The sequence below is a fragment of the Micrococcus sp. EWR3.9.1 genome, assembly GCF_052615555.1.
In genome coordinates this window covers 14,417-37,092 of the sequence record NZ_JBQXFD010000008.1, presented here as the reverse complement: position 1 = coordinate 37,092, position 22,676 = coordinate 14,417, and the positions used below count along the sequence as shown (strand labels likewise).

19 protein-coding genes are annotated in these 22,676 nt (G+C 69.5%); 11 read left to right on the top strand and 8 right to left on the bottom strand.

Translation table 11 applies throughout. The features are described from left to right. Positions 1–86 precede the first annotated feature (86 nt). Together ACUJ8O_RS06735 and ACUJ8O_RS06730 are read left to right on the top strand one after the other, a co-directional pair. Positions 87–1,442 carry a lipase family protein gene (locus ACUJ8O_RS06735; protein WP_445373257.1) on the top strand — a complete coding sequence of 452 codons (1,356 nt, stop codon included), beginning with the start codon at positions 87–89 and terminating at the stop codon, positions 1,440–1,442. 51 nt (positions 1,443–1,493) lie between these two features. Next, a complete protein-coding gene (locus ACUJ8O_RS06730; protein ID WP_020626752.1) occupies positions 1,494–2,390 on the top strand; it encodes an SMP-30/gluconolactonase/LRE family protein in 897 nt (298 codons plus the stop codon). A 124-nt stretch (positions 2,391–2,514) separates the two neighbouring features. Here ACUJ8O_RS06730 and ACUJ8O_RS06725 read toward each other — a convergent pair whose 3' ends face one another. Both ACUJ8O_RS06725 and ACUJ8O_RS06720 read right to left on the bottom strand, forming a co-directional pair. Then, complete coding sequence (locus tag ACUJ8O_RS06725; RefSeq protein ID WP_170748090.1) at positions 2,515–3,156, bottom strand: TrmH family RNA methyltransferase; 642 nt, start codon at positions 3,154–3,156, stop codon at positions 2,515–2,517. Then, positions 3,153–3,521 (bottom strand): hypothetical protein, encoded by a 369-nt coding sequence (locus tag ACUJ8O_RS06720; RefSeq protein ID WP_127445861.1) that lies wholly within the window; start codon positions 3,519–3,521, stop codon positions 3,153–3,155. The genes ACUJ8O_RS06725 and ACUJ8O_RS06720 overlap by 4 nt, the downstream gene beginning before the upstream one ends. A gap of 69 nt (positions 3,522–3,590) precedes the next feature. Between ACUJ8O_RS06720 and ACUJ8O_RS06715 the strand changes: the two genes are divergently transcribed. After that, positions 3,591–4,676: a magnesium and cobalt transport protein CorA gene (locus tag ACUJ8O_RS06715; protein ID WP_036340280.1), complete on the top strand. Its 1,086-nt coding sequence runs from the start codon at positions 3,591–3,593 to the stop codon at positions 4,674–4,676. A 28-nt stretch (positions 4,677–4,704) separates the two neighbouring features. Here the strand turns inward: ACUJ8O_RS06715 and pyrE are convergent, their stop codons facing one another. After that, the gene (gene pyrE, locus ACUJ8O_RS06710; protein ID WP_036340244.1) at positions 4,705–5,301 is read right to left on the bottom strand and encodes an orotate phosphoribosyltransferase; all 597 of its coding nucleotides are present in this window, start codon (positions 5,299–5,301) and stop codon (positions 4,705–4,707) included. A gap of 58 nt (positions 5,302–5,359) precedes the next feature. On the opposite strand from pyrE, the gene ACUJ8O_RS06705 reads away from it, so the two are divergent. The 6 genes from ACUJ8O_RS06705 (at position 5,360) to ACUJ8O_RS06680 (ending at position 12,166) form a co-directional block, all read left to right on the top strand. Further along, on the top strand, positions 5,360–5,803 hold the full coding sequence (locus ACUJ8O_RS06705; RefSeq protein WP_036340247.1) for a MarR family winged helix-turn-helix transcriptional regulator: 444 nt from the start codon (positions 5,360–5,362) through the stop codon (positions 5,801–5,803). A 58-nt stretch (positions 5,804–5,861) separates the two neighbouring features. Beyond that, the gene (gene nadE, locus ACUJ8O_RS06700) at positions 5,862–6,770 is read left to right on the top strand and encodes an ammonia-dependent NAD(+) synthetase (protein ID WP_036340250.1); all 909 of its coding nucleotides are present in this window, start codon (positions 5,862–5,864) and stop codon (positions 6,768–6,770) included. A 44-nt stretch (positions 6,771–6,814) separates the two neighbouring features. After that, positions 6,815–7,642: an exodeoxyribonuclease III gene (locus ACUJ8O_RS06695; RefSeq protein WP_036340253.1), complete on the top strand. Its 828-nt coding sequence runs from the start codon at positions 6,815–6,817 to the stop codon at positions 7,640–7,642. A gap of 18 nt (positions 7,643–7,660) precedes the next feature. Continuing rightward, positions 7,661–8,563: a hypothetical protein gene (locus ACUJ8O_RS06690; RefSeq protein ID WP_060973769.1), complete on the top strand. Its 903-nt coding sequence runs from the start codon at positions 7,661–7,663 to the stop codon at positions 8,561–8,563. 105 nt (positions 8,564–8,668) lie between these two features. Next, positions 8,669–10,492 (top strand): glycoside hydrolase family 13 protein, encoded by a 1,824-nt coding sequence (locus ACUJ8O_RS06685; protein WP_445373256.1) that lies wholly within the window; start codon positions 8,669–8,671, stop codon positions 10,490–10,492. A gap of 207 nt (positions 10,493–10,699) precedes the next feature. Then, positions 10,700–12,166, top strand: coding sequence for an amino acid permease (locus tag ACUJ8O_RS06680; RefSeq protein WP_445373255.1), 1,467 nt, complete (start codon positions 10,700–10,702; stop codon positions 12,164–12,166). 82 nt (positions 12,167–12,248) lie between these two features. Here ACUJ8O_RS06680 and ACUJ8O_RS06675 read toward each other — a convergent pair whose 3' ends face one another. After that, positions 12,249–14,108 carry a BCCT family transporter gene (locus ACUJ8O_RS06675; protein ID WP_069941068.1) on the bottom strand — a complete coding sequence of 620 codons (1,860 nt, stop codon included), beginning with the start codon at positions 14,106–14,108 and terminating at the stop codon, positions 12,249–12,251. Between the two features lie 202 nt (positions 14,109–14,310). On the opposite strand from ACUJ8O_RS06675, the gene ACUJ8O_RS06670 reads away from it, so the two are divergent. Then, a complete protein-coding gene (locus ACUJ8O_RS06670; protein WP_041103606.1) occupies positions 14,311–14,577 on the top strand; it encodes a hypothetical protein in 267 nt (88 codons plus the stop codon). A gap of 7 nt (positions 14,578–14,584) precedes the next feature. Here the strand turns inward: ACUJ8O_RS06670 and ACUJ8O_RS06665 are convergent, their stop codons facing one another. Continuing rightward, the gene (locus ACUJ8O_RS06665) at positions 14,585–15,199 is read right to left on the bottom strand and encodes a cysteine hydrolase family protein (RefSeq protein WP_069941069.1); all 615 of its coding nucleotides are present in this window, start codon (positions 15,197–15,199) and stop codon (positions 14,585–14,587) included. Positions 15,200–15,663: 464 nt separating this feature from the next. On the opposite strand from ACUJ8O_RS06665, the gene ACUJ8O_RS06660 reads away from it, so the two are divergent. Continuing rightward, positions 15,664–16,557 carry an Abi family protein gene (locus ACUJ8O_RS06660; RefSeq protein WP_158184154.1) on the top strand — a complete coding sequence of 298 codons (894 nt, stop codon included), beginning with the start codon at positions 15,664–15,666 and terminating at the stop codon, positions 16,555–16,557. Between the two features lie 62 nt (positions 16,558–16,619). Here ACUJ8O_RS06660 and ACUJ8O_RS06655 read toward each other — a convergent pair whose 3' ends face one another. The 3 genes from ACUJ8O_RS06655 to ACUJ8O_RS06645 are packed head-to-tail and all read right to left on the bottom strand — an operon-like array spanning position 16,620 to position 22,488. Next, a complete protein-coding gene (locus tag ACUJ8O_RS06655) occupies positions 16,620–17,813 on the bottom strand; it encodes a GIY-YIG nuclease family protein (RefSeq protein ID WP_230259978.1) in 1,194 nt (397 codons plus the stop codon). Further along, positions 17,810–19,783 carry a DEAD/DEAH box helicase gene (locus ACUJ8O_RS06650; protein WP_230259977.1) on the bottom strand — a complete coding sequence of 658 codons (1,974 nt, stop codon included), beginning with the start codon at positions 19,781–19,783 and terminating at the stop codon, positions 17,810–17,812. The genes ACUJ8O_RS06655 and ACUJ8O_RS06650 overlap by 4 nt, the downstream gene beginning before the upstream one ends. Continuing rightward, positions 19,780–22,488, bottom strand: coding sequence for a DNA methyltransferase (locus ACUJ8O_RS06645; protein ID WP_230259976.1), 2,709 nt, complete (start codon positions 22,486–22,488; stop codon positions 19,780–19,782). Before ACUJ8O_RS06645 ends, ACUJ8O_RS06650 begins: the two co-directional genes overlap by 4 nt. Between the last annotated feature and the right edge of the window lie 188 nt (positions 22,489–22,676).

Sequence of the window (22,676 nt, the reverse complement as noted above, 5' to 3'; positions counted from 1 at the left end):
CGACGGCGACGCCGGTCTGGGCACGACCCCGCCGTTACCTTAGGATGAGCTGCGTCACATTCGCATCCGAGAGACCGGAGACCGCCATGGCCCCCGTACGCCGCCCCTCCCGCCCCCTCGCCCTGGCCGCCGCCGTGGCCGTCGTCGCCGGGTTCGGCGCGCCACACGCGGCCCTGGCCCAGGAGTCCGCCCCTGCCCCCGACGCGCCGGAGGTGAGCTCCGCCGTCGAGGACCTCTCGCAGCCGGCCACGACGGCCGAGGACGCCCGCTGGAACGCGGCCCGGGACACCCTGGCGGCCGCCTCGGCCGACGACCCCTTCTACCTGCCGCCCACCACCCTGCCCTCGACCCCCGGCGCCCTGATCCGCACCGAGCCCACCGCCTTCTACCTGGACCCGGTGCGACTGGTGCAGGTGCCGGCGCACGCCACGCGCATCATGTACGCCTCGCAGGACGCCCAGGGCCGACCCATCGCCGTGACCGGCACCGTGCTGACCCCCACCGCCCCGTGGACGGGCGCCGGCGAGCGCCCCGTGATCAGCTACGCGGTGGGGACCCAGGGGGCGGCGGACCGCTGCGCCCCGTCCCGCACCCTCTCCACCGGCGTGCAGTACGAGGGCGTCGGGATCACGTCCCTGCTGAGCCGCGGCCACGCCGTGGTCGTCACCGACTACGAGGGCCTGGGCACCCCGGGCACGCACACCTACATGGTCCGGGAGGCCCAGGCGCACGCCGTCCTCGACGCGGTGCGCGCGGCCGCCCAGGTGTCGGGGTCGGGCGTCACCGCGACCGCGCCGGTCGCGCTCGCGGGCTACTCACAGGGCGGCGGGGCGGCCGCGGCCGCCGCCGAGCTCGCGCCCGAGTACGCCCCGGAGCTGGACCTCAAGGGCGCCTACGCGGGCGCCCCGCCGGCCGACCTCGTGCAGGTCGCGGGCCGGATCGACGGCGGTCTCTACGCGGCCTTCCTGCTCTACGCGATGGCCGGGCAGCTCGCCGCGTACGACGTGGACCCGGCCACGCACCTCAACGAGACCGGCCTGACGGCCCTCGACGGCGCGGCCGAGACCTGCCTGGCAGGCAGCCTCGCCTACGCGCACCTCGACTCCGCCACACTGACCCACACGGGGCAGGACTTCCCTGAGCTCGTCCGCTCCGATGCCGAGCTGGCCGGGATCCTCGCCGAGCAGCGGATCGGCGCACCGGGCCGCCGTCCGGACGTGCCGGTGATGATCGCGCACTCCGTCACGGACGACGTCATCCCGTACCGCACCGGCCGCGACCTGGGCCGCCGCTGGTGCGCGGAGGGCGCGCGGGTGCGTTTCGACCCGCTCCTCACCCCGACCCACGTGGGCGGCCACGTGGCCTCGCTGCCGCGGATGGGGGCGTTCCTGGACGCGACCCTCGCCGACCGCTGGACCGCCGACTCGTGCGGGTGGTTCTGAGCCTCGGCTAGCGTCGGGGCCAGGACCGTCCCGCCCACCGAAGGAGCAGTCATGCGCGCCGAGCAGGTCACCGATCCCATCGCCTACCACGGCGAGGGCCCCGTCTGGGCCGCCTCGTGGGGCAGCGCCGCCGAGGGCGTGACCGCCGGCGGCGGCCTGCGCTGGGTGGACATGCTCGCCGGGGACGTCCTGTCCCTGCGCACCGACGGGACGGTGGACCGCACGCACGTCGGCGACGTGGCCGCCGCGCTGCGCCCGCGTGCGGGGGGTGGCGCCGTCGTCGCGGTGGAGCGGGGCTTCGCCCTGATCTCGCCCGAGGGCGAGCTGACGACGCTGCCCGAGCTGTGGGGCGCGGACGCCGGGATCCGGATGAACGAGGGCGGCTGTGACCCGGACGGCCGGTTCCACTGCGGCACCATGGCGTACGCCAAGACCCCCGGCGCCGCGAACCTCTACCGGCTCGCCCCCGGCCCCGACGGCGGCGCCGGCGAGGTGGACGTCGTGCTGACCGGCGCGACGACGTCCAACGGCCTCGAGTGGAGCCCGGACGGCACGCGGGCCTACTACAACGACACCCCCACACGGCAGGTGGCCGTGTTCGACTACTCCCGCGAGGAGGGCCTGACGAACCGCCGCGTGCTCGTGGACGTGCTCGACGGCGAGGGCAAGCCGGACGGGCTCACCGTGGACGCCGAGGGCGGGATCTGGGTGGCCGTGATCAGCCACGGGCAGATCCACCGGTACACGCCCGAGGGGACGCTCGACGAGGTGGTCGAGGTGCCCGTGCAGAAGACGACGGCGTGCACCTTCGGCGGCGACGACCTCGGCACCCTCTACATCACCACCTCCTGGGAGAACCTGGAGCGCGGCGAGGACCCGCTGGCCGGGGCCCTGTTCGCCGTCCGCCCGGGGGTGACGGGTCTGCCGGCCCGGCCCTTCGCGGGCTGAGGCCGTCACACCGCACGTCGTCGGCGCGGTCCTGCGCGGTCCTGCGCCGTTCTGCGCGGCGAGCCAGACGAATCTGCGGCCCAGAGTCTCCTTTCAGCACGGAATCGTCTGGCTCGCGCCGGACTCAGGGGACGGCCGCGTGCTGCCGAATCCACGCGTGCATCGCGATGCCGGCGGCCACGCCCGCGTTGATCGAGCGGGTGGAGCCGTACTGCGCGATGGACAGCACCGCGCTCGACGCCGCCCGCACCTCCGCAGAGAGCCCCGGCCCCTCCTGCCCGAAGACGAGCACGCAGGCGCGCGGGAAGTCGAAGGTCTCCACCGGCACCGACTCGGGGAACAGGTCCACGCCGAGCACGGGCAGCCCCTCCCCCGCCGCCCACTCCGTGAACGCCTCCACCGTCTCGTGGTGGCGCACGTGCAGGTAGCGGTCGGTGACCATGGCGCCGCGCCGGTTCCAGCGGCGCCGCCCGATGATGTGCACCCCGGCGGCGTTGAACGCGTTGGCGGTGCGCACGACGGTGCCGATGTTCAGGTCGTGCTGCCAGTTCTCGATGGCCACGTGGAACGGGTGGCGCCGCGCGTCGAGGTCCGCGACGATCGCCTCGAGGCTCCAATAGCGGTAGTGGTCGAGCACGTTGCGGCGGTCGCCGTGCGCGAGCAGCTCCGGGTCGTAGCGGGGGTCCTCCGGCCACGGGCCGGTCCACGGGCCCACGCCGACCTCGCGGGGCGCGGCGCCGTCCTCGGCCGGCGCGGGCTCGCTCAGCGGCCGGCCTCGGACCGGTCGACGGCGGCCCAGGCGGCCCCGGCGGACACCGCGGCCACGGAGAGCACCGCCGGCCACGCACCGATCTTCTTGGCCAGCGGGTGGGAGGCGCCGAAGCCGCCGAGGTACAGGGCGGCCAGGCCCCCGGTGACGGCCGGCCCACGCGTGGCCAACCACGTCCGGCCGGCATACAGGCCGGCGGTGGCCAGCACGACACCGCCGAGCGGCCGGATGCCGGTCTCACGGGCGGTCAGGTAGCCGCCGATCAGACCGAATGCGGTGACCGGGGCCGTGGAGACGGCGTGGGCGGGGAGCAGGGTCTTGCCGTCGCGGACGACGGGCGGGGCATGACGCGGAGTCTTCATGGCGCCACCGTAGCGCGCGCATCCTGGAATCCGCCGGGGGCCGCCGTCGGGGAGAATGTCCGGGTGAGCATGATCGACAACGCCGTGTACGTGGACGGGCGGCGCGTCCACGCCCCCTCCACCCTCGAAGACACCTGGGAGGCGTGCGAGCGCACCGGCGGCATGGCCTGGCTGGGCCTGTACCGCCCGGACATGGCCGAGCTCCAAGCGGTCGCGGAAGAGCTGCGCCTGCACCCGCTCGCCGTCGAGGACGCCCTCACCGGGGGCGAGCGCGCCAAGCTGGACCGCTACGGCGAGGACTCGTTCATGGTCCTGCACCCGGCCCGCTACATCGACCGCACCGAGACCGTGGAGTTCGGCGAGCTGAGCGTCTTCACCGGCGAGCACTACGTGGTGACGGTGCGTCACGCGGAGGAGCCTGACCTGGCCGCCGTGCGTCGGTTCCTGGAGACGGAGGGCCGCGAGCGCCTCGCGATGGGGCCGTGGCAGGTCACCCTGGAGATCCTGGACCGGGTCGTGGACGACTACTTCCCCGTGGCCGACGGCCTCGAACAGGACATCGAGGAGATCGAGGGCCAGGTCTTCGCCGGCGACGGGCACGTCTCCCGGCGCATCTACCAGCTCTCCCGCGAGGTGCTGAACTTCCAGCACGCCATCCGCGCGCTGCCGTCCATCGTGGAACAGCTCCAGGAGGAGGTGCGCACCCGCCTGCACGAGGACACCCGCCGCCTCGACGCCGACGGCCTGCCCCGGCGCGACGACGCCCACGCCTGGGAGGACGAGGAGCTCAGCGATCAGGCGCGCCTCGAGGTGGAGAACCTGCGCCGCCTGCGTGACGTCCACGACCACACCGTCCAGATCAACGAGCGCGTGACGACCATGCGCCAGATGCTCCACAGCGCCCTCGAGCTGGACTCGACGCTGGCGTCGAAGCGGCTGTCCGAGCAGTCGATCGCCCAGAACGAGCAGGTCAAGCAGATCTCGTCCTGGGCGGCGATCATCTTCGCGCCGCAGCTGGTGGGCTCGGTCTACGGCATGAACTTCGACGGCATGCCCGAGCTGCACTGGACGTTCGGCTATCCGTTCGCCCTGGGACTCATGCTGGCGGTGGCCCTCACGCTGTTCGTGCTGTTCAAGCGCGCGGACTGGCTCTAGGCGGGCGGCGCGCGGGGCAGTCCGAGGCTCAGTCGAGGCCGAGCTCGTCCTTGCCGAACGCGTACAGGTACGGCACGTCCGCCTCCTCGGCCACGCGCTCGGCGGCGCCGGTCGCACGGTCCACGATCACAGCCACGGCCTGGACGTCGCCGCCCGCGTTGCGCACGCCCTCGACGGCGGTCAGCGCGGAGCCGCCCGTCGTCGAGGTGTCCTCCAGCACGACGACGCGGCGCCCGTCCACGCCCGGGCCCTCCACCTGCCGGCCCATGCCGTACGACTTCTGCGCCTTGCGCACCACGAACGCGTCGAGCGCGCGGCCCGCGGCGCCGGCCTGGTGCATCATCGCGGTGGCCACGGGGTCGGCGCCCATGGTGAGACCGCCCACGGCGTCGAACCCGATCCCGTTCTCTTCGAGCAGGCGCAGCATCACGCGGCCGATCAGCGGGGCGGCCTCGTGGTGCAGGGTGACCCGACGCAGGTCCACGTAGTAGTCCGCCTCCTTGCCGGAGGACAGGGTCACCCGGCCGTGCACCACAGCCAGATCCTGGATGAGCTGCTTGAGCCGCTCGCGGTCCTGCTCGGGCGTGGGGACGGTGGGGGTCTGCGCGTCGGTCATGCCGCCCATGCTAGTGCGGGCCCGACCGCCCCTGCCGCTTCCGTCCCGGACTGGCTAGGCTCAGGCCATGAGCGAGATCCAGCACGACGACGCCGTCCAGCATCCCTCCGGCCTGCCCCTGGCGCACTGGCTCACCCTCACCGAGGGCCTGATCGCGGCGCGCGTGGCCGAGAGCCTCGAGGAGCACGGCCTCACCCGCGCCCAGTGGCAGTTTCTGAACACCCTCACGGTGGCCCCGCAGTCCCGCGCCGAGCTCGAGGCCGGCTTCGAGGAGGAGCAGCGCGGCGCGGTGTCCGGTCAGATCGAGGAGCTGGTCGAGTCCCGCTGGGTGACGGTCGAGGGCGACCTCTACACCCTCACCGCCACGGGCCGCACCGCGGGCGCCCGCGTCGGTGAGGCGGTCGAGGCCCTGCGTGCCGAGGCGACGGCGGACGTCCCGCGGGACCAGATCGACGACGCCGTCCGCGTCCTGCGCCGCATCGCCCGCAACCTGGGGCACCCGGACGCGTGAGCCGTCGTCGCCGACCGACCCTGTCCCCGTGCGCGGGGCCGGTCCTACGCTGACCGGCATGCGTGAACTCCAGCAGCGGATCATCGCCGAGCAGTGCGTCCTCCCTGAGATCGACCCCGCGGCCGAAGTCGAACGGCGCGTGGCCTTCCTCGCCGACTACCTCGCGGCCACGGGCGCGTCCGGCTTCGTCCTGGGCATCTCCGGCGGCGTGGACTCCACCGTGGGCGGCCGGCTGGCCCAGCTCGCCGTCGAGCGTCGCCGCGCCCAGCTCGGCGTCACGGACGCCGTCGCCCTGGGCGGCCCCGACACCACTCCGCCGGGTGAGGCGGGGGTGGGCGCCGACGTCGTGCCCTCCCGCGAGAACCCCCGGTTCACCGCCGTGCGCCTGCCCTACAAGGTGCAGCACGACGAGGCGGATGCCCGGGCGGCCATGGACTTCGTGGGTGCGGATCAGGACGTCACCCTGAACATCGCGGAGGCCGTGCAGGGTCTGGCCGCCGCCTTCGCTGAGGCCGTGGGGGAGCCGATCTCGGACTACAACCAGGGCAACGTGAAGGCCCGCATCCGCATGACGGCCCAGTACGCGGTGGCCGGCGCCCACGGGCAGCTGGTGATCGGCACGGACCACGCGGCCGAGGCCGTCACCGGGTTCTACACGAAGTTCGGCGACGGCGGCGCGGACGTCCTGCCGCTGGCCGGCCTGAACAAGCGGCAGGTGCGGGCGCTGGGCCGCGAACTCGGAGCCCCCGAGCCCCTGTGGAACAAGGTGCCCACCGCGGACCTGCTGGACGGCACGCCGGGCCAGACGGACGAGGCCGAACTCGGGATGACGTACGAGGACATCGACGACTACCTCGAGGGCAAGGACGTCCCGACCGAGGTCGCGGAGAAGCTCGAGGGCATCTGGCTCCGCAGCCGCCACAAGCGCACCACGCCGGTGACGATCCACGACGACTGGTGGCGCTGAGGCGCCGATCCCACGGTGTCCGCGCCCTTCGATAGCCTGGCCGGGTGAAGATCGCCACCTGGAACGTCAACTCCCTCCGTGCCCGCGCCGACCGCGTCGAGGCCTTCCTCGAGCGCCATGACATCGACGTCCTGGCCATCCAGGAGACCAAGTGCCGGGACGAGAACTTCCCGTGGGAGCTCTTCGAGCGCGCCGGCTACGAGGTGGTGCACAACGGCACCTCGCAGTGGAACGGCGTGGCCATCGCCTCCCGCGTCGGCCTGAGCGACGTGCAGCGCGGCTTCCCCGGCCAGCCGCACTTCGGCAAGGGCGGCGTGGACCCGCAGGAGGAGTCCCGCGCCATCGGGGCGACCGTGGGCGCCGAGGCGGCCGACGGCGTCGCCCCGGTGCGTCTGTGGAGCCTGTACGTGCCCAACGGGCGCGGCCTGGAGAACGAGCACATGGGCTACAAGCTCGAGTGGCTGCGCGTGCTCCAGGAGCACGCGGCCGCTCGCCTCGCCGAGGACCCGGACACCCGGCTCGCCCTGGCCGGCGACTGGAACATCGCTCCGCAGGACGAGGACGTGTGGGACATCGAGCTGTTCCAGCGCGAGGGCTACACGCACGTCTCCCCGGCCGAGCGCGCGGCGTTCCACGCGTTCGAGGACGCCGGGCTGGTGGACGTGGTGCGCCCGCGCCACCCCGGCCCCGGCGTGTACACGTACTGGGACTACACGGGCCTGGCCTTCCCCAAGAAGAAGGGCATGCGCATCGACTTCCAACTGTGCTCCCCCGCCCTCGCACGGACGGTCACGGACGCCTGGATCGACCGCGAGGAGCGCAAGGGCAAGGGCGCCTCGGACCACGCGCCCGTGGTCGTCGAGCTGGGCTGAACCACGGACGAGCCCGCGATGACCCACGACGACGGCGGCCCGCCCCCGGGTGTCGCGCGCGGCACCGCGCACCTGCGCGTCTTCCAGCCGCTGGCCGCGTTCCCGGACGCGGTCCAGGCGCGGCTGATCGCCGGCGGCCACCGCACCCGTGCCGAGGTCGAGGCCGAGGCGGCCGAACGGGCCCGGCGTCGCCTGGCCCGGCCCGTGGCCGACCCGTTCCCGGAACCCGGTGAGGACGACCTGGTGCGGGTCCTCCAGGACGAGCACCGCTCCGCCTTCTACTGCCCGGACGAGCGGGGCCTGCGCGCCGAGATGGCCGCGGCCATGCTCGAGGAGACGATGCTGCCGCGGCTGCACGAGGCCGCCATCCCGCCGGCGGCGCGCGCCATGAACCGCGGCCGCGCGCTCGTGGCGCTCGAGGACGAGTGGGGCCTCTCCCCCGACCCGGACGCGGCGGGCCAGGACCCGCAGGACGAGGGCGGCGCGCCGGAGCACCACCGCGTGCAGACGCGCACGGCCACGTGGGGTGTGCCGCACGGCTGGCTCACGGTGTTCGACCCCGAGGAGCCGGTGAAGCGCCTCGTGGACGGCGAGCGCACGGCGTACCGGCGCGCCCCGATCGTGGCCGCCCGGGAGCGGGCCGGGCACGCGGCGGCGGTGCTCGCGCGGCACGCCCCGGATGCGGAGCTGATCGGCGAGCTCACGGTGATGGTGGAGTGGCTCGGCGCGTTCCACCCCGACTCGTGGATCGAGCTGGACTACGGCGGCCTCACGCGGCACGTGTGGCCGGACGACTCCGTCTTCGACCTGTGGACGCTCATCGACGCGCTCGAGGAGGGCGACGAGGCGACCGCCGGCGTCGCGCAGGAACGGCTGAACCGCCGCTGGGCCGCCGTCGGGATGCTGGCCCGGCTGACCTGAGCCGGCCGTTGCGTCCGACCGCGCCGGGCGCCCGAGACGCACACCACGCCGCCGACGCCGCTCACGCGGGGCGCGCGCTCCCGCGTCGGGCCTAGGGTGGATCCCATGACCACGCAGCGCCTGAGCACCCCGCCCTCGGAAGCCCGGAACCGGCCCGTCACCCCGTGGTGGGTGGACGCCGTGATCTACCAGGTGTACCCGCGCTCCTTCGCGGACGCGGACGGGGACGGCATGGGCGACCTGCGCGGCGTCACCTCGCGCCTCGACTACCTGGCCCAGCTCGGCGTGGACGCGATCTGGCTCTCACCCTTCTACCTCTCCCCGCAGCACGACGCCGGCTACGACGTCGCGGACTACCGCGCCGTGGACCCGCGGTTCGGCACGCTCGCGGACGCGGACGAGATGATCGCCGCCGCGCACGAGGCCGGCATCCGCGTGGTCGTGGACCTCGTGCCGAACCACACCTCGTCCGAGCACGCGTGGTTCCAGGCCGCCCTGGCCGCCGCCCCCGGCTCCCCCGAGCGCGCCCGCTACCACTTCGCCGAGGGCCGCGGCGAGCACGGCGAGCTGCCCCCCAACAACTGGGAGTCCACGTTCGGCGGCGGGGCCTGGACCCGTGTGACCGAGGTGGACGGCACCCCGGGCCAGTGGTACCTGCACCTGTTCGACACCACGCAGCCGGACCTGAACTGGGAGAACGAGGAGGTGCGCGAGGAGTTCCGCTCCATCCTGCGGTTCTGGCTGGACCGCGGCGTGGACGGCTTCCGGGTGGACGTGGCCCACGGGCTCATCAAGCAGCCCGGCTACCCGGACGCCGAGCACTCCCGCATGGGCATGGTCACGGACGCGGGCGAGGACGCCGACCCCACGTTCGACCCGGACACCTTCGAGCCGCTCACCCCGTTCATGGACCAGGACCGCGTCCACGAGGTCTACCGGGACTGGCGGCGGGTCCTGGACTCCTACGACCACGAGCCGATGATGGTGGCCGAGGCGTGGGTGGCCCCGCTCTCGCGGATGTTCCGGTACGTCCGCCCCGGCGAGATGCACCAGACCTTCAACTTCACCTACCTCATGGCCGGCTGGGACGCCGCCTCGCTGACCCACGCGATCGACCGGTCCTTCGAGCAGGCCGGCCGGGTCGGCGCCCCGAACACCTGGGTGCTCTCGAACCACGACACGGTGCGCCACGCCTCCCGCTACGGCCTCGCCGACCCGAGCTCCTACCCCGCCGGCATCACGGCCGAGGACGAGCAGCCAGACGAGGCGGTCGGTCGCCGTCGGGCCCGCGCCGCCGCGATGGTGGAGCTGGGCCTGCCCGGCTCCGCGTACATCTACCAGGGCGACGAGCTGGGCCTGCCCGAGCACACCACCCTCGCCGCCGAGCATCGCCAGGACCCGTACTTCTTCCGCACGGACGGCAAGGAGCCCGGCCGCGACGGCTGCCGCATCCCTCTGCCGTGGGCCGCGGACGAGACGTCCTACGGCTTCTCGACCCCCGCGGACGACGACGGCCCCGCGTCCGCGGCCGACGGCGTCGCCGCGCCGTGGCTGCCCCAGCCCGCGTCCTTCCGGGCGCTGGCGGCGGACCGGCAGGTCGGCGTCGAGGGCTCCGTGTTCGAGCTGTACCGGCGTCTGCTGCAGATCCGCGGCGAGCTCGACCTGGGCACGGGCACGTTCGCGTGGTCCGAGCACCACGACCCCGCACGCGGGGTGCTGGCGTTCACGGTCACCTCGGGCGGTGGCCGGCACCTGGGCTCGGGCGAGCCGATCCCGGCGCGCACCGTGCTCGTGATGGCGAACCTGTCGACCGATCCCGTCGACCTGCCCGCGGGCCATTCCCGGGCCCTGTTCTCCCTCGAGGAGGCAGAGGCCGTGCAGGACGGGCAGCTCGCGCACGACGCCGCCGCGTGGCTGCTCATGGACTGAGCCGGGCGCGCCCCGGGACCCGCCGGGGCACCACAGACCTTCCGCGGGGAATCGGCGGTGGCCGAGGTCACATCATCCGGCCCGGCCGGACGAACGCGACGTAACGTCCACGATGACTCGCATCACACCGGACAAAGTGGCATGAACGCTGTGTCACGAGCCACCATGGCGTGTCCTGATCCACCCCCCTTCGAGCGGAGACTTCACGTGAGCACCTCCCCCTCCGGCTCCCGCGTCGCCGAGCCCGGCGCGGCCACCACGGACCGCGGGCAGCTGCACCGCGGCCTGAGCCAGCGGCACATCATGTTCATCGCCCTGGGCACGGCGGTGGGCACCGGCCTCTTCTACGGCTCGGCCGGCGGCATCCAGGCCGCCGGGCCGGGCGTGATCCTGTCCTTCCTCGTCGCTGGCGCCGCCGTGTTCCTCGTGATGCGCGCCCTCGGCGAGATGACGCTCCGTGAGCCCGTCTCCGGGTCCTTCGCCGCCTACGCCTCCCGTTATCTCGGCCCCTTCGCCGGCTACGTGACCGGCTGGACCTTCGTCTTCGAGCTGGCCGTCGTGATCGTCGCGGACACCGCCGCCATCACCACGTACATGGCGTTCTGGTTCCCGGGGGTCCCGGCCTGGGCCTGGGTCGCCGCCACGATCCTCGTGGTCGGCCTGATCAACTTCACGCACGTCGGCAACTTCGGTGAGGCCGAGTTCTGGCTGACGCTCGTGAAGGTCGGGGCCATCGTGGCGATGATCTTCGGCGGTGTGATCCTGCTCTTCACCGGCGCCTCCACCGCGGACGGCACCCAGGCCAGCCTGGCGAACCTCGTGGACCACGGCGGATTCCTGCCGCACGGCATCCTGGGCGTGCTGACCGCGCTCACCATCGTGACGTTCTCCTTCGGCGGCATCGAGACCCTCGGCGTGGCCGCGGGCGAGGCCAAGAACCCGGAGAAGGTGCTGCCCAAGGCCATCAACACGGTGCCGATCCGCATCCTGTTGTTCTACGTGCTGACGATGGCGGTCATCATGGCCCTCGTCCCCTGGAACCAGGTGGACGGCAAGGCCAGCCCGTTCGTGCAGATCTTCGAGGGCCTCGGCGTCCCCTTCGCCCCGCACCTGCTGAACTTCGTGGTGCTCACCGCCGCCGTCTCCGCGATCAACGCCTGCATCTACGCGTCCGGTCGCCTGCTCTACGCGATGGCCCACGACGGCCAGGCACCCCGGGCCTTCACCCACACCAACCGCGGCGGCGTGCCGTGGCTGTCCGTGGCCGTGATGCTGGGCGTGATGGTGCTCGGCGCGGTGCTGATCACCGTGGACCCGAACGCCTTCAGCCTGGTGGCCGGCGTCGCCTCGTTCGCCGTGGTGCTGACCTGGGCCATGATCTTCCTGTCCCACCGCGCCATGCGCAGGCGCGTCGCGGAGCAGGGCGCGGAGCCGTCCCCCTTCCCCATGCCGCTGGGCGGCGTCGGCACCTACCTGGGCCTGGCGTTCGTGGCCACCGTGGTGATCACCATGGCCACCATCCCGGATTCGCGCCAGGCGCTCATCATCGGTCTCGTGTGGGTCGCGGTCCTGACCCTCGCCTGGTTCGTCACGGGCACCCGCACGTCGGCCGCGGCCCACGACCGCACCGGCACCCTGCCGGTGGTCCGCACCCGCCAGTCCCACGAGGACTGACCCCCACGACGACGACGGCCCCTGTCCCGCGCGGGACAGGGGCCGTTCTCGTCGGGGCCGGGAGGGCGCCCGGGGGCGGACGTCAGTGCCCGTGGCGGCGCAGCCGGGTGCGGCGCGGCCCCTCCGAGGCCGGGACGCCGGCGGCCGCATCGGCGATCCGCTGCTGGTGGTCCCGGCTGAGCGAGGCCCACCACTGCGAGGCCGCCACGGGGCCGGCGTCGACCACCTCGTCGTCGTCGGACTCGAGGCCCAGGCGGTCCTTGATGGAGGCCAGCATGGCCTGACGGCGCACCGCCTCCACCCGCGCCACGGAGTAGCCGAGCGAGCGGAACGTGGCCAGGCAGATCAGCAGCATCAGCACGGAGAACGGCAGGCCGATGGTGATGGCCAGGACCTGGATGGCGGACAGGCCGCCGGCGGCCAGCAGGGCCGCGGCCATGAGCGAGGTGGCGATGGCGAAGAAGATCTTCACCGTGGCCTTCGGGTTCACGTCGCCGCCGGTGGCGAGCATGCCCATCACCAGCGAGCCCGAGTCGGCGGAGGTGATGAAGAAGATGCCCGAGAGGATGATGGCGCCGACCACGAGCATCATGCCCGCGGGCAGCTGCTCGAGCACCTGGAAGAGCGCGGTGTTCGAGTCGATGGCGCCGTCCGCGCCCACCACGGAGGTGTACCCGGCCGGGCGGGTGGTCTCGAGGAAGATCGCGGTGCCGCCCAGGATGCCGAACCAGACCACGCAGACCAGGGTGGGCACCAGCAGCACGCCGGCGATGAACTCGCGCACGGTGCGACCGCGCGAGATGCGGGCGATGAAGATGCCGACGAACGGCGTCCAGGACATCCACCAGCCCCAGTAGTACGCGCTCCAGCCGGCCTGCCACGCGTCGCCCTCGGCGCCGTAGAACGCGGAGACGTTGAGCGAGTTCGCGAAGAAGTACTGCATGTAGGAGCCGAGGGACTGCACCATCTCCTTGAGCAGGAACGCGGTGGGCCCCACGATCGCGATGAACAGCAGCAGTCCGGCGGCCAGGATCAGGTTGGTGTTGGACAGCCACTTCATGCCGCGCTCGACACCGGAGACCACGGTGTAGAGCACCACGCAGGTGACCGCGCCGATCATGGCGTACTCGAGCCAGGGGCTGTCCTCGGGCACGATGCCCAGCGCGCGCAGGCCCGCGGACATCTGGGTGACGCCGAGGCCCAGCGAGGTGGCCACGCCGAAGACGGTGCCGATGAGGGCGATGTTGTCGATCAGGTGGCCCCAGCCGCCGCGCACGCGGCGCTCGCCGATCAGCGGCTCGAAGGCCCAGCGCAGCGCGAGGGGACGGCCACGCCGGTGGATGGCCAGCGCGACCGCCACGCCCACCACCGCGTAGATCGCCCAGGGCTGCAGGCCCCAGTGCAGGAACGTGGTGGCCAGCGCCGACTGGGCGGCCTCCGCCTGGGTGGGGTTGGCGGCCGCCACGTCGGGCCGCGGCGAGGTGAAGTGCATGAGCGGCTCGGTCATGCCGAAGAACACGAGGCCGATGCCCATGCCCGCCGCGAAGAGCAGGGAGAACCAGGACAGCGTGGAGAACTCGGGCTTCTCATCGGGCTTGCCCAGGGTGATGTCGCCCTTGCGGGAGAACGCGAGGTAGCCGCAGAACAGCACGAAGAACAGGGCGACGAGGGCGTACCACCACGAGAAGTTCGTGATGATGGCCTGCTGGACCAGGCCGATGCCCACGGTCATCTGCTCGGGGGCGAGCAGCGTGGCCCCCACGAAGGAGAGCACGATGACCGCGGAGGGCCAGAACACCCACGGCAGCAGGACGCGGTCGCGGGCGGCCGCGGCGGAGGTGGCAGGGGCGACGGCGCCGTCGGCCGTGGGGGCGGAGGAGGGGCGGGTGTCGGCCCGCTCAGGATCCAGTGGATTCTTCAAGGGCGGTGTCGGATCGCTCATCCTCCCGACCCTACGTGGTCCCGCGCGCCGGCCCCCCGCCTGAGACGCGGCCGAGTGGACGGTCTCACCCGGCCGGGTGACCGCGCCCACGGCCCCGGCGCGGGCGCCCCCTGGTGAGGCGTGGGCGGCCTCACTAGGGTGTGGGGCACCACGACGACGGCGGCGCCGGACGGGCCCGCCCGTGAGAGGAAGGACCCGCACCATGACCGACGTCCCCTTCGAGGACCGCGAGGACGAACGAGAGCTCGAGACGGACCTGCTCGCCGATCCCAACGCCGCCGGCGACCCCGAGCCGGAGGACGGCCGCGACGGCCAGCCCGTGCGCGGCGGCTCGGACGACCCGCAGCACCGGGCCGGGGAGGGACGTGCCCCGGACTCCCTGCGCAATGCGGAGTCCGCCGCCATGCACATCGAGGAGGACGCCCAGGACCGCACGCGTGCGGACGAGGGCGACGTCGAGATCCTGTGAACGCCCCTCAGCCCCGGTCGGGGACGAGGCCGGTGCGCAGGAGGGTGAGTGCCTCGTCCTGCCCGAGGAGCGGCTGACGCATCTCGTCGCGGAGGAAGTCGAGCATCGCCGCGGCCAGCGCCGGCTCCTCGGAGGCGATCGCGTCCGTCGCGATCGCGGCGTGGAAGTCGAGGGCGAACGCGGCCGTGGCGGTCTCGGCGATGCAGCTGTGGGTGGAGACGCCGCACAGCAGGAGCCGATCCACCCCGCGGCCCCGCAGCTCGGCCGCCAGTCCTGTGCCGTGGAAGGCGGAGTCCCGGGTCTTCACGACCTCGACGGCGTCCGGGGCGGCCGCCGCGACCCCGTCGAGCAGAGCGGCCTGCCGGGTGCCCGGGAAGGCGAAGCCCTCGTCGTCGGCCAGCATGTTCAACGTCCACGTGGAGCGGTCCCGCGCGTGCTCGGTCCGCACCAGGAAGACGGGACGGCCGGCCTCGTGCGCGGCCCGGAGCAGTTCCACGACCGCCGCCGTCAGCTCGGACTGATGGGCGGCCAGCGCGGGATGCTCGAAGTAGCTGTGCTGGACGTCGATCACCACGAGCGCGGTCTCGCCGCCGGTCGCGCGGGCGGAGGGGGAATCGGGCATCGACCCAGTGTGCCCACCGCGTCGCCGCCTGTCAGCGGCCCGTCGCCCCGGACGACGAAGGCCCCCCGCGTCTGCGGGGGGCCTTCTCGAAGTGGTGGCTCCGACCGGCGTCGATCCGGTGACCTTACGAGTGAGGACCCTAGGGTTTCTGGGGTGCCTCCGGGGTGCCAGGATTATTGGTAAGCGTTGGGCGACGTTCGAATCCGCTGTCATCGGCTGTCGCGGCCTGCCTGCGAATCCATGGGATAGAACCGGGGTTGGGGGGCAGTTGATCGGTAAGCACGGCCATTCCCCCTACGGGACGCACGTGGACTCGGAGCTGCCAGGCTGCGATGGACAGACAGCTCGCCTCGCTCCTATGGACAGTGCCACCCTGTCCGGCTATACTTAAATTAATCGACCCCCTCCCAAGCCTCTCTACGATGCTCAAATGGGAGGGGCCTCTTTTTGCCCGAGGAGTGGGAGTGAAGCCGAGCCTGACCGTTGAGCAACAGGTCGAGTTGCTCGCAGAGCGCGGGCTCGTCATCGAGGATCGCGACAAATGCGCCCGGTTCCTTCGCTCCACGAACTACTACCGGTTCTCAGGCTATGCCCGGTACCTCCAGCGCGCTCCGCACCTCGGAGACAACACCTTCGAGCCATCGGCCTCGTTCGAGGCCATCCGTGCCATCTACGACGCTGACGAGGAGCTGCGGGCAACCTTGACGCGGCCACTTGCCCATGCAGAATTACTGTTGCGCACCCATGTTGCCAGGGTGATCGCGGATGTCCACGGCGCATACGGCAGCTACCTCGACCCTGGCTTCTACACGGATGTCGGTGACGCAGAGCCGACTGTGGAGTCATGTCTGCGCGATATCGAGCGCAGCCGCGAGCGCCATATCCTTCGCTACCGCGCCCCCTCCAGCGATGCCCCGCGGTACGCGGAGCTCCCGGTGTGGTCAGCGGTCGAGGCGTGGTCGTTCGGGACCTTGTCGAAGGTCGTCGAGCGCGGCGCTCAAAGCTCCTTGGCCGATTCTGTCGCGTCCAGCCTCGGCGTCGCACGAGCCGGGTTCGCCTACCGGGTGAAAGCACTCGTCTACCTTCGCAACCGCTGTGCCCACCACAATCGCCTGTGGCATCACTCGGTGATCGACGCGGGCCCGACGCCGAACAACGTCCGCGCCAAGGCGAAGCGCCTTGCTGGGCAATTCGAACCGCGCTCGGTGATCGACATCGTCGCCTCCCTCAGTGATGTCCTGGTGCGCGGCAACGCGAACCGACCGACCCTGCCCGACCTGGTAGGCCAGCACCGACAGCACGAGCAATTCTGGGAGGGCCTCGTCCGGCCGGTCTCTCCCCGCGACCACCAGGAGTAACACCTACCTGCCTCGGCAAGAGGCACGCTTCTGACCGAAGAGCCCCGGGGCGTGTGGTCCCGTTAGCTGCGCTCGATCAGGCGCTGTAAGGCGGCGTCGTACTCGTAGTCGACGACGGCGCCCGAGGTGATGAGCTCGATCGCCTGGTTGATGACAGGGAGAGGCACACTGAACCATTCGGAGGGCGCGTAGCTCCTGCCGTTCGTGCCGACCTGGCTGACCTGTAGCCGGGCGTCCGCGAAGACCCGGTGCAGGAGGTGCTCAAGGGCGGAGGTCTTGAGGTTGTAGGTGCGGTAGGTTGCGATGACCTCCACCGGGGCCATGAGGTAGGTGGGTTCTTGCTCCGCACGGGCGATGCGCTTCTCAACCGGGCCTCGTGAGAACCCAATCTTGTGGAGGTTGGGAACACTGGCGATCTGCGGGTCGTCGCTGAGCGAACGCAACACATAGATGTAACCAGTCTCCACGTCCTCGGCCAGGATCGACTCGAACGAGGTGGGGACGACGGCCAGGCCGTCGCGTTCGCCCATCCGGATGCCGAGGGACTGCCGATACATCGCGGACTCGGTGCCGTTCTCGAAGATCACCCGGAGCCGTTCCCTGCGGTTCTCACGTACAGTCGACTTCTTGTACTCCGGCTCGCCGACCTCGGCGATGAAGAGCATGACGCCGCTGAGGACGAAGAACGCGCCCTCGACGATGTGCTGCTGCCCGGGGAACGGCACGAGCTTGGCCTCGCCGGCGGCGAGCTCGGCGTGCTTGGCCTTGAACAAGTGCTCGAACTGCTCGAAGTCCTCGGCGATCCGCCGCGTCGCCTTGTCGACGTCGTCCGCAGGGCTTTTCCTGGCGGGAAGGTCGGACACGTCCATGAGTCCCGAGTCGTCGGCGAGCAGGTTGAGATCGTCGCCGTCGAGGAGGTCGTCGATCGAGGACGGTGGCTCCGGGGGATCGAGCAGTCCGAACTCATCGAGGTGGGCGAGGGCTTCGATCTTCACGTCGTCTGCGAGGATCCCGTCGAGCCGGGCCCCGAGCTTGCGCTCGGCAATCTCCCGGGTGGTCGGGCTCGGGATACGTCCGTGCTCACGCCGGAACTCGACGATCTCGAGGAAGGCTCGCTCGAGCCTGTCGCTCGAGCTCACCTTCTTTGGTTTCTCGGGTGCGTCGAGCAGGCCGTCGACGTCGGAGTCTAAGAGCGCCTGCAGTGCTGCCTCGAGGCGCGAAGGGGAACCCGTGGTCTCGTCGGTATCGCCGCTCATGAGACCTCTCCTTCCTCTTCGGCCTGCTTCTGGGCGAGGCGCTGCTGTTTGAGGCGCTGGAGGAACGCGAGCACTTCGGCGTAGCGCTTCTCGGTGGGGTCCTCGCTGCGCCGGTCGGGGCGACGGCCGTTGACCTTCGCCCACTGCTGGATCTTCGGGAAGAGTGCGAGAGCTTCTTCCTCGCTGATCTCTACACGGGTCGCGGCGATCGTGTCGGAGATGATGCGCAGCACGGACGGTGTGACCGACTTCGACATCACCTCGAAGGCCCGCTGGAATGGGTTGACCGAGTCGATGAGGTTGATGCTGATGTCATCGATGTTGACGAACTTCTCCGCCATCTTCACGAATCGCTTGTCGCCGACCTCGCGGACCTCACCGTTCTTGATCACGGAGTCCACGACGACCTGCTGACGCAGCTCCTCGACCTGCTCCTCATTCAGATCCGGGTAGCGGTCGCGAATGATCTTCGGGATAAGGACTTTGTTCGTCGTCTCTGGGTCCACATGACCGGCGGCCGCACGGGCGAAGGTGTCGTCCTGAAGGATGTTCGCCTTGAGATCGTTGAGGTCAGTTTCAACGATCTGCTTGACCCGCTCCGACGAGGGCTCCTTGAACCCGTGGATCGTGATGGTGCCGGGTGCCTGCGCGTCGTCGCCTGAGCGCTTCGTCTTGAACTCGAAGTTCTGCGCGAGAACCTGCTCCATGAGCAACGAGGCCGTGATGGCCTTGAGCATGTTGTTCACGGAGACCTTGACTTCGCCCTGCTCGGCATCCGGCTCGGCGATGAGGTTTGTGAACTGCGCGTGCGCCTTGCCCGGGCTGTCGCGGGTCACGCGGCCGATGATCTGGATGATCTCCGTGAGCGAGGCCCGGTAGCCCACGGTGAGGGCGTGCTCGGCGAAGGGCCAGTCGAAGCCCTCTTTAGCCATGCCGAGGGCGATGATGATGTCCGCGGCGTCGCGGTCCTTCGAGGCGACCGTGGCAAGGTGATGGAGCGTATCCGCGCGCTTCTTCTGATCGGTGTCATCGACGAGATCCGCCACGCGGAGCACCTGGCCGGTGTCCTGGCGGCGGATGCGGATGATGGCGGTCTCCTCCTCGGTGCCGATCACCTCGCCGATCGTATCGATGATGAGTCCGACCTCTTCGATCTTATCCTTGGTCGATTCTCCAGAGTTCACGCTGGGGATGTGGAGAATGGTCTTCTTGTCGAGGTCGAGCACCTCGCCGATCGCCTCGGTGTACCGCCCCTGGTAGAAGTGGTGCCCGATGCCCAGGGACTTCAGATGCTGGTAGCCGTTGAGCTGGTCGTAGTAGTTGAAGGTCACCGGGGTGAACTTCGCTTCGTCCTCGGCAGAGAGCACGGGCACGGAGTCGCCGCGGAAGTAGGAGCCGGTCATCGCGACGATGTGCACATCGGAGCCAGCCATGACGTCCCGCAGGAGCGCGCCGAGGCGGCTGGACTCGGTGTCGGCCGAAACATGGTGGAACTCGTCGATGGCGAGCACGGTTCCGTCGAACGTGTTCGGGGAGAGCCGTTCGAAGGCGAACCGCAGGGTGGCGTGCGTGCACACGAGCGTTGCGTCAGAGCCATTCAGGAAGTCGACGAACGCGTCGACCTTACCGGCCGAGGAGCCCGGCGTGCACAGGTTGTGCTGGTCCTTGATCTCCCAATCAGCGAAGAACCCGTTACCCGTCAAGTTCGTCGAAGCGAAGGATGCTCCGATGGAGCGCTCGGGGACGGCGACGATGACCTTTTTCCGGCCCTGGTTGTATAGCTTGTCGAGGGCGACGAACATGAGAGCCCGGGACTTGCCGGAAGCTGGCGGCGCCTTGATAAGCAGGTGTTGCGCGTCCCGCTTCTCGAAGACCCTGCGCTGCATCTCCCGCATGCCAAGCTCGTCGGTGTGGACCGAGGAGCCCGTCTGCGCGTAGGTCACATCGACGATGTTCACGTTCTTACTCACTTCCGGCTCCTCTTCGCAGGCTTCCTTGCCTCTTCCTCGGCGGCCATCTTCTCGTACAGGGCGAATAGGTCGGACAAACGCTGCTCGTCGGTCCCGTACGGCTTCTTCGAGTAGATCGAGTCCACGAGATCATCGACCGCCTTGTGCGCAGCGCACAGGTCATCGGGCATCTTGTCCGGATCGTAGAGCTCCGCGAGCGTCTTCTCGCAGTGGTACTCCCGCACATCCAGAACCCGTAGAGCAGCGAGCGCGAGCTTCTCCTTGATTTCATGGGAGAGTGGAGGGACGGGGAAATTATTGTACACAAGGGTGTTGGAGTACTGATAATTGATGCGCATCCGACCGGACACAACTCCCACCCATGCCATATGCATTGCCGATACAAGAAGCGCGAAGACCCAGGCGGGGGCGTCGGGAATTACGAATACCTTCTTGGAGAGTACTTCTCCTGCGCTTAGGTAGCCTGTTGGGATATATCTGCGGAGCCCCGAAGAGCCACTCGGAAAGACTAGGTTCAATCCTTCGGTGAACCGCGGCTCGCCGAACCTGTATGGCGCGCCTGCCTGCTTTCGCGTGCCCACCTTCGAGCTCGCCTTGCGGAAGGCTGCGACCTTCGCAAAGCGATCGGCGAGGGGCGGAATTGACGAAGCAGTTTTGCCGTCATCAGGATTAACCCACAGGCAATATCGGAGGATGTCATTTATGAATTCCTCAGACCCCACGAAGCGTCGAATGAATCGCTCGGAATCCGGCTCCCTCCTCAAAATATCATAACGTTCAAATTCATCGAGCAGAAGGTTTCCACCGTCGACTGGAGCGGCGCCCATTTCCATCAACGGGAGACCCGAAAGGGATGCCCTTCGGGGATGCAGGAACACGTCAGGACTATCGGCGAGGTATCCGTTGATGTTTGAGACGACGACGCGATGGGACTCTGTGAAGATATGTTTTGGCTGACCCGAGACTCGTCGGAAGCCAATGACGGCCACGGTTACGTCGGCAGAACTGCGAGCGTTGTTTCCCCACTGGAATGAAGGGTAGGCGAATCCGATCTCGACACCCTCGGAAAGCAAGAACGGGAATAGTAGGGAAACATGTTCCCCCTGCGCGATCGTCTTGGTTGTAACGAACGCAACGCCATCACCACCACCTTTTAGATATTCGATGCCCTTGATGAACCAAACTGATATATAATTAAGCTTCTTTGAAAGCCCCAGGGGTCGGATAACATATTCGAGGTCGTCGCGCTGTGCTTGAGTTCGTTTACTTGCGCCGACATATGGCGGATTTCCAATCAGATAGATTGTTGACCCACCATCGTTCGGGCAGACCTTGTTCCAGTCGACTCGTGCGGCGTTGCCCACGTGGATCTGCCCGGTCTCCTTCAACGGGATCAGCGGGATGGAGACGCCGAACTTATCTTTGAACTCGGCGTTCATTTGGTGTTTCGCGATCCACAGCGACAGGATCGCGACCTCGACGGCGAAGTCATCGATCTCGATGCCGTAGAAGTTCTCGATGTTGATCCGGGACTCGACGAACAGGACACTATGCTTGCTGTCGAGCTCCGAGAGTCGTTCGAGGATCGCGTGCTCGAGCCGGCGGAGCTCCTTGTAGGCGATGACCAGGAAGTTCCCGGAACCGCAGGCGGGGTCGAAGACCTTGATCGTGCTGATCCGATCGAGGAGAGCCTCGAGCTTCTTCACGTTGTCGAACCCCGCGTCCAGCTGGGCCTTGAGGTCGTCGAGGAACAGTGGCTCGATGGTCTTGAGGATGTTCGGCACCGAGGTGTAGTGCTGTCCGAGGTCAGCGCGCTTGCCGGGGGTGACGATCGCCTGGAACATCGACCCGAAGATATCGGGGTTGATCTCCTGCCAGATCAGCGTGCCAAGGTCGATGAGCAGCTGCCTGGCCTTCTTCGAGAACCGAGGCACGATGTCGGTGTCCCGGGCCGTGAACAGGCGTCCGTTCACGTACGGGAAGCTCGCCAGGTGTGCGGCCTTCGCAGCAGTGTCCGCGGTGTCGAGGGCCGCGAAGACGTCGCGGAGGAAGTTGTCGACGTCGGATCCATCGACCTGCGTGTGTGTGCCGACGGCGTTGGTGAACTGATTCTCGGCGAAGATGCCGGTGTCCTCGGCGAAGAAACAGAACAGTAGCCGAGTGAAGAAGACGTTGAGGGCATGGCGCCCGCCCGGACAGTCCAGGACGTCAGGGTTCGCGGCGAGGAGCTCGTCGAAGAGCTTGCCCATTCGCTCGGCAGCCTTGACGTCCGCATGCGCTTCGGCGACGTACTGCGCCTTCTCCATGCCCGCCCAGGGCAGGAAGAAGGTGAAGTGCTTGTCGATGGCCCGGATGGGGATAACGAGGTTTTCACTAGTCTTCGTGTCGACGGCCAGGAGCTCGGTGTAGTCGGTGACGATGACGAACCGGGGGTTGTAACGCACCACGTGGGCTGCGGTGCGCAGCTCCTCGATCTCGGCTAAGGGATCGCCGGTGGTCTCCCGAAAGTAGACGACGTTCTTCTGCGCGACCTCGTGCTCAGCATCGGCGGCGACGTTGAGCGAGCCGGTCCGGAGACGCGTGACGTTGCCTTTGGGCTTACCGTACGCCAGCAGCAGGTCGAAGATCAGCTCCCGGTCGTAGGCCTCTCGTCCACCCAGCGGTGCGACGCGCTCCTCTACCGCCTTCAGGTTGAGTCTGGCCACACCTGCTCCTTCTGACCTCGTGCATCGGTTCGACATCAGGATATCTGTGAGGACATCCCCAGCCTGCCTCAGGTCAGCAAGCAGGGCGCCGAGGCGTTATCCTTCAGCTCTTCGGCCGTGGAGCAAGCTCCACGAAACATGGGCTGTCGTCGCCCCTCATCCCGATGATGAGTGTTGTCGGCAGCGGC

Bases quoted from the DNA above. Each gene is read 5' to 3' on its own strand.
- pyrE (WP_036340244.1), bottom strand. From the start codon at position 5,301: ATGGGCGGCATGACCGACGCGCAGACCCCCACCGTCCCCACGCCCGAG.
- ACUJ8O_RS06685 (WP_445373256.1), top strand. From the start codon at position 8,669: ATGACCACGCAGCGCCTGAGCACCCCGCCCTCGGAAGCCCGGAACCGG.
- ACUJ8O_RS06665 (WP_069941069.1), bottom strand. From the start codon at position 15,199: ATGCCCGATTCCCCCTCCGCCCGCGCGACCGGCGGCGAGACCGCGCTC.
- ACUJ8O_RS06705 (WP_036340247.1), top strand. From the start codon at position 5,360: ATGAGCGAGATCCAGCACGACGACGCCGTCCAGCATCCCTCCGGCCTG.
- ACUJ8O_RS06655 (WP_230259978.1), bottom strand. From the start codon at position 17,813: ATGAGCGGCGATACCGACGAGACCACGGGTTCCCCTTCGCGCCTCGAG.
- ACUJ8O_RS06670 (WP_041103606.1), top strand. From the start codon at position 14,311: ATGACCGACGTCCCCTTCGAGGACCGCGAGGACGAACGAGAGCTCGAG.
- ACUJ8O_RS06715 (WP_036340280.1), top strand. From the start codon at position 3,591: ATGATCGACAACGCCGTGTACGTGGACGGGCGGCGCGTCCACGCCCCC.
- ACUJ8O_RS06730 (WP_020626752.1), top strand. From the start codon at position 1,494: ATGCGCGCCGAGCAGGTCACCGATCCCATCGCCTACCACGGCGAGGGC.
- ACUJ8O_RS06690 (WP_060973769.1), top strand. From the start codon at position 7,661: ATGACCCACGACGACGGCGGCCCGCCCCCGGGTGTCGCGCGCGGCACC.
- ACUJ8O_RS06675 (WP_069941068.1), bottom strand. From the start codon at position 14,108: ATGAGCGATCCGACACCGCCCTTGAAGAATCCACTGGATCCTGAGCGG.
- ACUJ8O_RS06720 (WP_127445861.1), bottom strand. From the start codon at position 3,521: ATGAAGACTCCGCGTCATGCCCCGCCCGTCGTCCGCGACGGCAAGACC.
- nadE (WP_036340250.1), top strand. From the start codon at position 5,862: ATGCGTGAACTCCAGCAGCGGATCATCGCCGAGCAGTGCGTCCTCCCT.
- ACUJ8O_RS06735 (WP_445373257.1), top strand. From the start codon at position 87: ATGGCCCCCGTACGCCGCCCCTCCCGCCCCCTCGCCCTGGCCGCCGCC.